11 protein-coding genes are annotated in these 12,815 nt (G+C 40.7%); 9 read left to right on the top strand and 2 right to left on the bottom strand.

The genetic code is table 11. The features are described 5' to 3' along the window. The coding region (locus HFA01_RS19025) for a hypothetical protein (protein WP_218027768.1) at positions 1-223 on the bottom strand (223 nt) is incomplete at its 3' end. Between the two features lie 443 nt (positions 224-666). Here HFA01_RS19025 and HFA01_RS15745 point away from each other — a divergent pair. Beyond that, positions 667-1,734 carry a PQQ-dependent sugar dehydrogenase gene (locus HFA01_RS15745; protein WP_246139350.1) on the top strand — a complete coding sequence of 356 codons (1,068 nt, stop codon included), beginning with the start codon at positions 667-669 and terminating at the stop codon, positions 1,732-1,734. Positions 1,735-1,985: 251 nt separating this feature from the next. On the opposite strand, the gene HFA01_RS19255 is transcribed toward HFA01_RS15745, so the two are convergent. Further along, positions 1,986-2,339 (bottom strand): response regulator, encoded by a 354-nt coding sequence (locus tag HFA01_RS19255; protein ID WP_146818046.1) that lies wholly within the window; start codon positions 2,337-2,339, stop codon positions 1,986-1,988. A gap of 576 nt (positions 2,340-2,915) precedes the next feature. Here HFA01_RS19255 and HFA01_RS15735 point away from each other — a divergent pair. The 8 genes from HFA01_RS15735 to HFA01_RS15700 all read left to right on the top strand — a co-directional run bounded on the left by HFA01_RS15735 (position 2,916) and on the right by HFA01_RS15700 (position 12,812). Further along, positions 2,916-3,923: an Ltp family lipoprotein gene (locus tag HFA01_RS15735; RefSeq protein WP_246139349.1), complete on the top strand. Its 1,008-nt coding sequence runs from the start codon at positions 2,916-2,918 to the stop codon at positions 3,921-3,923. Between the two features lie 467 nt (positions 3,924-4,390). After that, a complete protein-coding gene (locus tag HFA01_RS15730; protein ID WP_146818044.1) occupies positions 4,391-5,395 on the top strand; it encodes an ester cyclase in 1,005 nt (334 codons plus the stop codon). Between the two features lie 43 nt (positions 5,396-5,438). Further along, complete coding sequence (locus HFA01_RS15725; RefSeq protein WP_146818042.1) at positions 5,439-7,028, top strand: sodium:solute symporter family transporter; 1,590 nt, start codon at positions 5,439-5,441, stop codon at positions 7,026-7,028. Positions 7,029-7,094: 66 nt separating this feature from the next. After that, positions 7,095-8,114 carry a LacI family DNA-binding transcriptional regulator gene (locus HFA01_RS15720; RefSeq protein WP_146818040.1) on the top strand — a complete coding sequence of 340 codons (1,020 nt, stop codon included), beginning with the start codon at positions 7,095-7,097 and terminating at the stop codon, positions 8,112-8,114. Positions 8,115-8,137: 23 nt separating this feature from the next. Further along, entirely contained in the window at positions 8,138-8,902 is a 765-nt protein-coding gene (locus HFA01_RS15715) for an SDR family NAD(P)-dependent oxidoreductase (protein WP_146818038.1), read from the top strand. A gap of 51 nt (positions 8,903-8,953) precedes the next feature. After that, positions 8,954-10,117, top strand: coding sequence for an ester cyclase (locus tag HFA01_RS15710; RefSeq protein WP_146818036.1), 1,164 nt, complete (start codon positions 8,954-8,956; stop codon positions 10,115-10,117). A 48-nt stretch (positions 10,118-10,165) separates the two neighbouring features. After that, entirely contained in the window at positions 10,166-11,365 is a 1,200-nt protein-coding gene (locus tag HFA01_RS15705; protein ID WP_146818034.1) for an iron-containing alcohol dehydrogenase, read from the top strand. A gap of 13 nt (positions 11,366-11,378) precedes the next feature. After that, positions 11,379-12,812, top strand: coding sequence for an aldehyde dehydrogenase family protein (locus tag HFA01_RS15700; protein WP_146818032.1), 1,434 nt, complete (start codon positions 11,379-11,381; stop codon positions 12,810-12,812). Positions 12,813-12,815: the final 3 nt, after the last annotated feature.

Raw genomic sequence — 12,815 nt, 5'->3', positions numbered from 1 at the left:
CCGCCACATTATCCATTAGCCCTTCAGGATTCATCTCCTGAAGGTTTTTTTGTATGCTCATTTTGGTGTAGAGGGAGAGCCAGCAAAAAGTGCCTGACCCCCAAAATGTGTTACCGTGATGGGGGGCAGGCACCTTTAATAAAGGCTGAATTTCACCTTCGGCAGCTTTGAGTTTAGTCGGAAAGAGAAGATACATATTTAGCATTCCATAAATAATTAACAAAGAGGAAGTGTCTCCTTTGAGGCGCTTCTTTTTTTATAGGTACGTGATCTCTTATATATGAGTCTGATTGAAATGGTAGTATGGTCTGAGTTCATTTGAATGACGTTATCGAAGAATCTCGGACATCATTACTTTCTGTCTGCTCATGTATAATGGGAAGTAACTAAATTAAGAAAATAAATGTGATTCGTATGAAAGATAAAATGACTTTGCTAAGGGATCGTTTGAACTATTTGAGATGAGATAATTGCCCGGTTAGGATGCTTAAAGAATTGAAGCACGGTGACGGTTCATGCGCTTCAATTCTTGATTTATGAACACAGAAAATATAGCATTTTTCCAAATAGAACACATCCGTTCATGTAGACGGACGTGACTGAAATGAGGAAGCACTAGAACAGCCCCTCACTTCAGTGGAGATAGAAGAGAGAGGAGATATAAATTTGAAAAAACTCTTAGCGTTATCAATGACTATCTTCTTTTTGATAACAGGTTGCTCTGATCATTCGGGCGATAATAAACAGGAAGAATCGCCTCTACCTGCTGAAGGTTTGGAAGTTATAGCAGATAACCTGGAAGTTCCGTGGTCCATCGAAAAAAGGGAAGATACCTTTTATTTAACAGAAAGATCAGGGAACATTGTCAAAATAGAAGATGGGGAAGTACAAAGGCAAAGCGTAGAGCTTGAAGAAGAGGTATCCACAGCTTCAGAGGCAGGGTTGCTTGGTTTTGTTCTTGCCCCTGACTTTTCCGAATCGAACCTTGCCTATGCCTATTACACGTATGAAGATGGTGAAGAACAATTGAATCGTATCGTAACGCTTCGGTTGGAAGATCGTGTATGGAGAGAGGAGGATCTGCTTCTTGACCAAATCCCCAGCGGTACTTACCATCATGGAGGAAGACTGAAAATCGGTCCTGATGAAAAACTCTACGCTACGGCTGGGGATGCTTCTGATCCTGAAATAGCACAAGACCTAGATTCATTAGGTGGAAAAATTCTAAGAATGAACTTGGATGGATCGATCCCAGATGATAACCCATTTGCGGGTTCCTATGTTTATAGCCGTGGACATCGCAACCCTCAAGGGATGACTTGGTTGTCAGATGGTACGATGTATGCAAGTGAACACGGGGATCATGCAAACGATGAGATTAATTTGATTGAAGCTGGTCAAAATTACGGTTGGCCGGTTATAGAAGGCTCTGAAGAACAAGATGGAATGGTTTCGCCTCTATTTACTTCTGGAGATAGCTCCACCTGGGCACCATCTGGAATGGACAATTTTGAAGGAATACTTTTTGTTGCAGCATTAAGAGGATCTGCCGTTTTAGAATTTAATCTTGAAACAGGTGAATACCGTGAAGTGATTACTGGTCTTGGAAGGATTCGGGATGTCCAGGTAAAGGATAATGATCTTTATTTCATTAGTAATAATACAGATGGGCGTGGTGATCCACAGGAAAATGATGACAAGCTATATAGAATTTCACTCTCAGATCTGAATTAAGTACCGAAGAGTGACAGTACGAAGTCCGGCTTATGTGACTTATACTCATTAAATCCTACAATTGCATTCAAAGCTTCGGCAATCACAAGAATGGATTCTATTATTTCCTAATTGAGGAATCATCAATAATTAGTGCGCCCTTTTTAAATGAAAAGATCTCAGTATAGTGAAAGCATCCCGATGGATATATTTAAGCAAACATAAAAAAAGCCAGTGCATGTATCTTACACTGACCAGTAGGGGTGAATGATTTATGTTCTAATTTTTTCTATCGCTGAAGAGAGTCTGTGAAGAAGTGGCTTCTGAATGAAGTCAATCACTCCAATAGAAGCGCACTGGTCAAGTAATTGGATATCACTGTGCTCAGAACATACAATCACCTGTGCTTTTGGGTACTCACTGCGAAGTTCCTTTAAATATTTTAGACCTTGCCTATGTGAGATTTGAACATCCATAAGCACTAGATCTGGTTGATAGCGATTGTACAGTGAGAGGATCTCCGCGCCCTTTTCAGTTTCCGCCAAAACTGTATAGGAATGCCTTTCTAATATACTTTTCAATCTTAGTTTATCTCGAGTATTATCTACCAATATTGCAGTGGGCATATGATCTTCCTTACGTCGATTGGTCTCCCTAACCCTATCTTTATACCTGTGTATATAGTCACCCCAGACATATCATAACAGAGTAGGTTAGTGGAGAATAGAAAAAAGCCCCGATTAACTCATTTCTCTTACCTATTTTATGATGGTTTCCATCGTTTGAAAATTTGAGAACTCTCCCTTTTCCATAATTAAAATGAGTTTTTATGCGACCTATATCATGCTTGTCTTCTCCATTTTTATGATGTAGCTTAACCCCACAAGAAAATGATTCAATGTGTCAGCGAAAAGTAAGCCGTATGAAAGTGTCTTACCCCCACTGCATTAAAGTGTTAACGTGGTGGGGGTCAGGCACTTTCTTTAACAAATAGGGTGAGTACAGGATAATCTTATTAATTCATGAGTATAAAAGAGCGCTTCAGTTACGAAGCGCTCTTTGTTATGCTACATCATTTAAAGGGGATGCGTTACCACGTTGCAAATTTTAGAACGTTTACATAACCCGAATGAAAAAGGAAAGTATCGCTTTTTACTTAATATACTGGAAGGAGATGTGATGAAAATCAGAGGAGGTTATTTGTGGACGCATTCTTACTGATTTTGATGTCATTGGCGTTAGCGGGGACGATCGTCTTTTTTGTTTTTGCCTTTGTAAAAGGGAAGGATCACAGGCGAGGGAACTTTCTAAAAGCAGGTGGATGTCTGTACGCCTGTTTCGTCCTGGCTATGTTTTTAGGATCTGAGCACAGTGCTTTTCTAACGTTCTTAGTTATTTTAATGGTAACAGCTTTAGCTGGAATGGTCGCCTTTTTCATATTAGCTCTCGTGAAAGGAAAAGGAAACAGGCTGCGAAACTTCCTGATATCAGGGGGTTGCTTTCTCGCCTTACTAGTGTCTACCCTTATTGTGGGAACGATGAGCGAGGATATCACGGTTACGGAAGACGCTAAAGCTAATGCTTCTTTAGAAGAACAAGAAGCTGAAGCAAAGGCGAAACAGGAAGAGGAAGATAAAGAGCGCGGGGCTAAGGAACAAGCAGAAAAAGAGCAGGAAGCTCGGGAACAAGCGCAGAAAGAAGAGGAAGAACGAGAAGCAAGAGAACAAGCCCAGAAAGAGCAGGAAGAACGAGAAGCTAAGGAAAAAGCACAAAAAGAGCAGGAAGCCAAAGAGGCTGAGGAACAGGCGAAGAAAGAAGCAAAAGAGAAAGCTAAGAAAGAAGAAGAGGAACGTAAGGCTAAAGAAGAAGCAGAACGGAAAGCAAAAGAAGAGGCAGAGCGTAAAGCTAAAGAAGACAGCGTAACCGTTTCTCAAAAACAGGCGGTTGCTATGGCTGAGCAATATCTTAATTTCACGGCATTTTCTAAATCAGGGTTGATCGATCAATTGAAGTTTGAAGGATTCAGCACAGAAGATGCCACGTATGGTGTAGAAAATATTTCGGTCGATTGGCAGGAACAGGCGGTGATTAAGGCCCAGGAATATCTTGATTTTACGGCTTTTTCAAGACAGGGTTTGATTGATCAATTGATATTTGAAGGGTTTAGCAAAGAACATGCATCGTACGCGGTCAGTCAAGTGGGGTTGTAATCGCAAGGTGGAAAAGCGGGGCAAGTAAAATAACAAATAGACAGATGAGAAATTGTGGGTTTTACTTATAAGAAAATGTGATCTTCATCACCACATAAAAAAGAGCGCTTCGTGAGTGAAGCGCTCTTTGTCTATTACTACCGGTCTACTACAGTTTATTCAGGACATTCTCCTTCAGAAGGTTGCGAGGATGATGTGAATTGAATTGTAAAGTAAAACTAAATTCAATAGTAGCTAAATATTTAGAAAATTTAAAAATATCCTTTACTATTGTAATTTTTTTCTTTATAATTCTCAGTAACTCACAAAGGAAGGAGGAAATCTGCAGACTCGTATAAATTCTTTTTATGAATTTTTGAATGCGGATTCAACAATTCATAATTTATAAGACTTAATTAAAGATTAATTTTTTTGTGTGTTTTGAATGCGGATTCAAGAGTTAAAAATTTAGATAAGGTAGTGGTTAAATGGAATCTGTACATTTGAAAAATAAGAAAATGATTCATGAACTTTCGTCAAAGTTGTACAACTCAAATAATGATAGGATCGCTGAGGACATTAAGGTTTATTACCATGAGGATGCAGTCCTTTATGGTTTTCATCCCATTAACAAAGTAGAGGGTATTGATCAGATCATAAATTCTTTCTACAAACCCTTGGTAACCTCTTTTCCTGATTTGAAAAAAGACTCCTATATTCTAATGGCAGGTGAATACCAGGAGGATCAATGGGTCTCGGCCACTGGGAACTTTGTCGGAACATTTAAAAATGATTGGTTGGAGATTCCAGCTAGTCAACATGCGACGTGGATAAGGTTTGGTGAGTTCCATAAAATTAAGGACGGAAAGATTATCGAAACAAGATTGTTAATCGATATGCTTGATGTGATGAGACAAGCAGGGTTTAAGTTCATCCCAGCATTGGCTCCTGAAATTAATGTACCCGGCCCTTCTACATACGATGGACTTTTATTAAAAGAAGACGATACTCATGAGAAAGCGAAGTCTCTCCAACTGGTAGAGGATATGATTTTCAAAGGTCTCAGGAAAGCATCATCCGGCTTAGAAAAGCAAGGGTTGGAAGCATTCTGGAAAGAGGATTTTATGTGGTATGGCCCTGGAGGTATAGGGTCGACAAAGGGGATTAAAGGATTCAAAGATTACCATCAACGTCCATTCGTCCAAGCTCTTCCTGATCGTGTGGGGGGACACAATCATGCTTCAAGGTTTGCTGATGGCACTTACATCGCTTCAACGGGGTGGCCTAGTGTGGAAGCGACACACACGGGCGCGGGTTGGTTGGGAATACCAGCCCCAAATAAAAAAGTGACGATGAGAGTTATGGATTGGTGGAGGAGAGAAGATGATTTACTAGCAGAAAACTGGGTCTTGATAGATATTGTAGAATACTTGCTTCAGTTAGATATTGATATTTTCGATAGGCTTAGAAAAAGACAATACCTTATCAGGTGAAGGTAATATATCTCTAATAATACAGGAGAGTGATGGTGATCACATGCATCCAATTGATATAACGATTATTGTAGCATATATGGCAGGATTAATTGTTATGGGTTACATGCTAGGGAAGGGAAATAAATCACAGAAAGATTATTTCATTGGTGGCAGATCCGTAGCAACTCTACCGATCGCTTTATCGATTGCTGCTACCACGATGAGTGCGAATGGGTTTATTGGAGGTCCAGGATGGGCCTATTCTTCAGGGATGATTGCTTTTATGTTGAATTACAGTATCCCTATTGTCATGATCATTACGTTGTCCGTTTTTTTGCCATTCTTCTATAACTTGGATGTTACGTCTATCTATGAATATATTGAAATGAGGCTTGGCGGGATCAGCCGCATGCTTGCGGTTTTTGGATTTGTTGTATCGAATATCATTCAGGTCGGATCCTTTCTTTTTATTCCTTCCTTAATCATTCAACAATTTACAGGGTGGTCCTTGGCTGTAGTGGTTCCTATCGTCGTCGTCGTATCGATCATCTATACGCTTCTTGGCGGGATAAAAGCAGTCATTTGGACCGATGCGATACAAATGGTTGTCCTATGGGGAGGACTCCTAGTGACCTTGGGGATTATCATTGCTAACCTGGAGGTAGGTTTCTTTGAAGCCCTAGGTGAAGCCAAGGAAAATGGAAAGCTTGCAGCGCTTGATTTCTCTTTGGATGTCCAACTCGAGAACGGGTTCTGGGTGGCTCTTATTGGGGGTACATTCTTGTGGTTGAAATATTATGCTACAGACCAAACACAAACGCAGCGTATGTTTGCTGCCAAATCCGTAACGGAAGTGAAAAAGTCCATTTGTATTAGTGGTTTTGTTATGAACATCATGTTTTTTGTATTTATGTTAATTGGCGTATTGTTGTATATCACGATGGATGGACGTCCATTCGAAAATTCCAACAATGTCATGATTACATTTATAGCTTCCAATATCCCTGTAGGTGTTTTAGGACTTATGATTGCTGGTGTTTTTGCAGCTGCGATGTCAAGCATAGACTCTGTTTTGAACTCCGTCACCACGGTTTTCATAAAAGATGTGTATGAAAAATTTATAACAAAAGGGGAACAGGCTTCGCTTAAAGTTTCTATGATCTTTACTCTGGTTTTTGGCTTGTTGTTGATTGTCTTTACATTAATGGCTTTCGGAGACACGACAGCTTCCATTCTTCAAGTTGTCGGAAGTTACCTTTCCTACTTTTCTGGTTCCATTCTTGCTATGTTCCTTCTTGGAATGTTAACGAAGAAAGCAAATGACAAGGGGGTTGCGATCGGTTTCGTAATTGGGATCATTCTAACAGCCTACATAGGCAAAATGGGAATTGTAAACTGGTTATGGAATTATCCAATAGGCTGTGCGCTTACTTTAATTATTGGTTACACAGCAAGTTTTCTTTTCAAAACAAAAAAAGTGGGTTCCGAAGAATTCACGATTCTTGGTCAAAGAGCAAAGCTCAAGGCAGAAGGTCGAACCGAAGACCAGGAAGGGACATCTATTTTGCCTGGTGCCATCGATAAGTACACTTACATTTTATTAGGATTCTTTATCGTTCAAACGGTCTTTCTCCTCCTCATTCAGTTATAATAAAAGAAGACTGAATGTTCTAATATTAAAAAGGTGAAAGGTACTTAATAGAAGGGATTTTTATTTATGAAAGATCGCATTAGTGCTTATGATGTAGCTGAAAAAGCTGGAGTATCACAATCGACGGTTTCAAGAGTATTGAACAACTATCCTTTTATGAAGGAAACAACAAGGCAAAAAGTCCTGAATGCCATAGAGGAATTAGGATTCACTAGAGATGAAATTGCCAGAAGTTTGGCCAGCAAGAAAACGAGAACCATTGGTTTGATTCTCGGAGATATTACGAACCCATTTTTTTCAGAGTCGGCAAAAGTGATTACAAGGAAAGCGCAGGAAATGGATTATAACGTCATCCTTTGTAATACCAATCATAGTGAGGAAAACTTGAATAAGTACATTCAGACACTGATGGGAAAACGTGTAGACGGCATCATTGTTGCCTCCGCAGATAAGGATAATCAGAAAATCAAAGAACTTTACGATCAAGGGTTTCCTATCATTCTTTACAACAGCATTATGGAGCATGATCAGGCCAACTACATTGCTGTCAATAACTATAAAGGGGCTCAGCTTGCTGTTGAACACCTCTATCATTTTAACCACCGGGAAATCAGTTACATTGCAGGTCCTTCTAAATATGTAACGACACATCTGCGTAATTTAGGATTTAAAGATGCACTTGATAAGTATGGTTTGAAAATGAATGAGAAGTTTATCTATGATCGTGAATTTTCTTATGATGAAGTTTATCTGTTTGCGAGGAATCTATTAAATCAACAGAGTAGGCCTACTAGTTTTTTTGCATCCTCTGACCAAATGGCGCTGGCCGTCTTAGATGCTGCTGCCAGTGAAGGTATTTCAGTACCTGATCAACTTTCCGTTGTGGGATTCGATGATATAGACCTTGCCAAGAACCAATTCATAGGACTGACAACCATCACTCAACCTAAAGAGAAAATGGCGATGTTAACTCTAGAAAAACTGGTGGCATTAATTGAAGAGAAAGAACATGTGGATGCTCCGATACAGATTGTGTTAGAACCTGAGCTTATATCAAGAAAAACGACAGGTATATACAAATCATAAATGAAGAGGAAAGGAGTGAAGTGATGACTGCCCATTTCTCTGATATAAAAGGGAAGCATGTCATAGTAACCGGAGGAAGTAAAGGGATAGGAAGAGATGTAGCTATTGAATTCGCTAAACTTGGTGCTTCTGTTGTCATTACAGGAAGGGATGAGAATGCCTTACTAGAGACTAAGAATGAACTGATGAAGTTTAGCTCACCACATTATTATATCGTGGCTGATATGAGAGAAGTCACAGAAGTTATTCAGATGGTAGATGAAGCTGCTGGACTCATGGGAGGAATTGATATCCTCGTAAATAATGCAGGTGTGAACTTGCCAAAGTCAGCTTTTGAAGTGACAGAAGAAGACTGGGATTCCATGATGGACACGAATTTGAAAGGCAGTTTTTTCTGTTCTCAGCAGGCCGGGCGGTATATGCTGAAGCAGAAGAAAGGAAAGATCATCAACATTGTTTCACAAATGGCTTTTGTGGGTTATTTCAAACGAGCTCCTTATTGTGCAAGTAAAGGCGGGGCTGTACAACTTACGAAAGCCCTGGCTGTCGAATGGGCTTCTCAACATATCAATGTGAATGCAGTGGCTCCTACATTTATTGAAACAGAATTAACCAAACAGATGTTGGAGGAGCCTTCGTTCCGAGAAGATGTCATTAACAGGATTCCTTTAGGAAAACTTGCTCGACCTCAGGACGTGACGGGAGCGGTGCTCTACTTGGCATCAAATATGGCCGATTTTATTACAGGTGAAACGATAAAAGTAGATGGAGGCTGGACGGCAATCTAAATGTGTTATCAATTTTGAATGCGGATTCAAAAAAACGGAAGGAGCGTCTTTATGGAAAGTACAGAAAGTGAGTTTAGGAATCATGATAAAAACTTAAGTCATGACCGCGTTTACTATGGCGATACAAGTGAAGTGAATTCGGTCGGGTACGCGGATTATAATGAGTATTCTCAGAGTAATGAGAGAAAGCAAGGTATGAAAGGGTTCGATGAGAAATATTCGGATTTTGTAGACTATATCATGAAAATCACTCATAACATCTGGGAGGAAAAAGGCATTGGAGTGATTTATGACACGTATCACAATAATGTCGTTATGCATACGGGTACCATTAATATCCATGGAATCAATGAAGTCGTATCTGGGACTTTACAAACCTTGCACGCTTTCCCTGACAGAAGATTGCTGGGAGAAAACGTTGTTTGGTCAGGGAATGACCAAGAAGGTTTTTACTCTTCCCATCGTATTGCATCAAAAGCTACGAATCTTGGAGATTCATCTTTTGGGCCTTCGACAGGGAAAAAAGCATTCTTCCGAACGATCGTGGATTGCTTCGTACATTCCAACCGAATCATTGAAGAATGGTTGATCAGGGATAACCTCTATATTGTTCAGCAGCTAGATCTTGATCCTGTTGAAGTCGCAAAGCAATTGGCGAAAAAAACGAAGAACAAAAAGGTTTCATTGCAAACAAGGTTTGGGGCAAATGAAACAATGGAAGGCCAGTACATGCCGACCGCCTATATACCTAAACATGATAAGTTTGAAATCGGAGATTTTATTCTAGAACTCTATAACCACATATGGGAGCGGAGGCTGTTCAACAAGGTCAAAGATTTTTATATGGATCATTCGACCGTCCACTATATTTGTGACAAGGACTTGATTGGTACCCAACAAATACAAGGAATGCTAGTGAGTTTATTTGCATCATTTCCAAATGCCAAGTTCATCGTGGAAAGAGTGACTTGTAACGAACTCTCTGATGAAAAATGGGATGTGGCGGTCAGATGGAGGATGATGGGACTTCATGAGGGGATTGGATATTTTGGAGAGCCTAGTGGAAACCATGTGGAAATCCCAGGCATTAGTCATCTGAAAGTATATAACCAGAAGGTGGTGGAAGAATGGATTACCTTTGACGGCTTAGATGTACTACGGCAGGTGCACATGGATTCAGAGGATGATCACTTCCATTCAGAAGAAAGTGAGTAAACATGTATTGTTTTTTGAATGCGGATTCAAATACTAGGAGGCGATGGAATGTCAATGCAAACGATCCAGCCAAAAGTGAAAACGGAAGACTTTCAGGATTTCTTCATGCCGGGGTATGTACGGTTCGGAGTAAATGCCAACCTCACTCTTGCAGAAGAAGTGACGAAACTAGATGCCCGTAAAATCACCCTTATCAGCGATAAAGGATTGGAAAAAGTAGGAGTTGTACAGAAAGTTTTGGATCTACTCGCACCTCTAGACAAAGATATCACTACATTCACGGATATATCAGGGGAGCCAAGTTTTGATCTGCTTGCTCATTCGATTGATCGGGTGAGAAGGCATGAGAGCGACATGATTATCGGTATCGGAGGGGGAAGTGCTCTGGACGTAGCTAAAGCGACGGCAGCACTGGCGCATGAGGAGGAACTGTCCTTGTGCTTCAGCGGGCAAAAACCCATAGAGACACGAAGCGTTAAATGCATTCTGTTACCGACAACTTCTGGGACAGGTTCAGAGGTCACGATGAACGCTATCTTCGGTGATGAAGAACAGGAAGTTAAACGAGGGTTAGTGAGTCAAAGTTTGTTACCTGACGTAGCCATTGTGGATCCTGTCCTCACTTTATCTTGCCCTCCAAAAGTGACAGCCGCTTCAGGTGTGGATGCTTTCACGCATGCTCTAGAATCGTATGTCGCTGAGCGGGCGACTCCAATGACGAAAATGTATGCAGAAAAAGCGATGAAATTATTCGCTGCCAATATTCCGAAAGCCGTTCATAACGGAAAAGATTTAGATGCGCGAAAAGAGATGAGCTTGGTTAGTCTACTTGCTGGTGTTTCCTTAGCTAATGCAGGAGTGGGTGCGGTCCATGCTCTGGCCTACCCACTAGGTGGGAAGTACCATGTAGAACACGGGGTAGCGAATGCGCTACTCATGCCGTTTGTATTCGATGTGATCGGGCAGTCCTGTATGGAAGAAATGGTAGAAGTGTCTTCATTTTTGCATCTGGGTGATTTCACAAACCATCCCCATCAAGCAAAAGGTACGGTTGTCCATTACCTTTATGAGTTGTTAGAAACATTAAACCTTCCTACCTCCTTATCAGAGCTTGGGATTCAAGAAGAAGATCTTCCGTTACTTGCAAAACAAGCATCAAAAGTAGATCGACTTCTTTCGAATACGCCTTATGAACTATCAGAAAATCAAATATTAAAAATCTATGAAAATGCCTATCGTGGCCAATAAAGGAGTAGATGATTTGCAAAATACTACCATAAAAAAGTCATTGTTTCTAAATGGCAGTTGGCAGGAAGCAAACGAATATTATGAATTGACATCTCCATACAGTGAAGAATTGCTAGGATATATCCCATTGGCCTCTGAAAACGATGTAAAACAAGCGATTATGGCAGCAGATGATGCTGCGAGTGAAATCAAGAAGTTGACCGCGTTGGAAAGGGCGAACATTCTCGAGAAAGTGTCTTCTCTTTTTGAAAAGCATGCAGAGGAAGCCGCTTTTATACTGGCTAAGGAATGTGCCAAGCCGTTGAAAGCTGCAAGGGGCGAAGTGGGCCGAACCATTGAAACTTACAAATTTGCTGCAGAAGAAGCAAAGCGTATTCATGGGGAAACCATTCCTATGGATGCAGCCAAAAGTGGACGTGGACGGTTTGGTTATACCGTTCGTGAACCTGTTGGTGTGGTTGCAGCCATCACACCGTTCAACTTCCCTTTCAATCTTGTTGCTCATAAACTTGGACCAGCTATTGCCGCGGGAAATCCAGTAGTTTTGAAACCAGCAAAACAAACCCCTCTAAGTGCTTTGTTCACAGCGAACCTTTTTCAACAAGCAGGTTTGCCGGATGGTGCATTGAATGTTGTTACTGGAAAAGGCAGTGAGATTGGGGATTTGCTTGTGAAGCATGACAAAGTGAAATACATCACTTTCACTGGCAGTTATGAAGTAGGTCTTAGTATTAGGGAGAAAGCTAAGCTGAAAAAAGTGACATTGGAGCTCGGGGCCAATTCAGCTGTAATCATTGATAGTACAGAAGATCTTGTGGCAGCTGCTAAGCGTTGTGTGGAAGGTGCTTTTGCCTATTCTGGTCAAGTATGTATTTCTGTTCAACGTATTTACGTACAAGAAGCTCTTTATGAAGATTTCATCGAAAGTTTTGTTAACGAAACAAAACAACTGGTATTGGGCGATCCCCTTTCAGAGGAAACCGACCTTTCTTCTCTTATACATCCAAATGAAACGGTACGGATAGAAGAATGGCTGGAAGAAGCTGTTCAATCGGGAGCTTCCATTGTTGAAGGGGGGAAACGATCGGGGAATATGTTCATGCCGACCGTCTTCACAGAGACGGATCAGAATTCCCTAGTCAATTGTAAAGAAGCTTTTGCTCCTATTGTAACGGTTACAAAATATAAAGAGTTGGATGAAGCGATCTCTCTAGTGAACGATTCAGAATATGGTCTTCAAGCGGGCATCTACACAGAATCTGTAAATAAAGCGTTTGAGGTAGCTGAAAAGTTTGAGGTTGGCGGCGTGATGGTCAATGATGTTCCGACATTCAGGGTAGACCAAATGCCGTATGGAGGAGTGAAAAACAGCGGAACAGGACGTGAAGGGATCAAGTATTCTATCGAAGAGATGACAGAAATGAAACTCATCACATTTAAATTATAAAAA

It is taken from the genome of Halobacillus faecis (assembly GCF_007991335.1).
In the GTDB taxonomy this organism is placed as follows: Bacteria; Bacillota; Bacilli; order Bacillales; family Halobacillaceae; genus Halobacillus; species Halobacillus faecis.
This window is presented reverse-complemented; position numbering and strand designations above follow the sequence as displayed.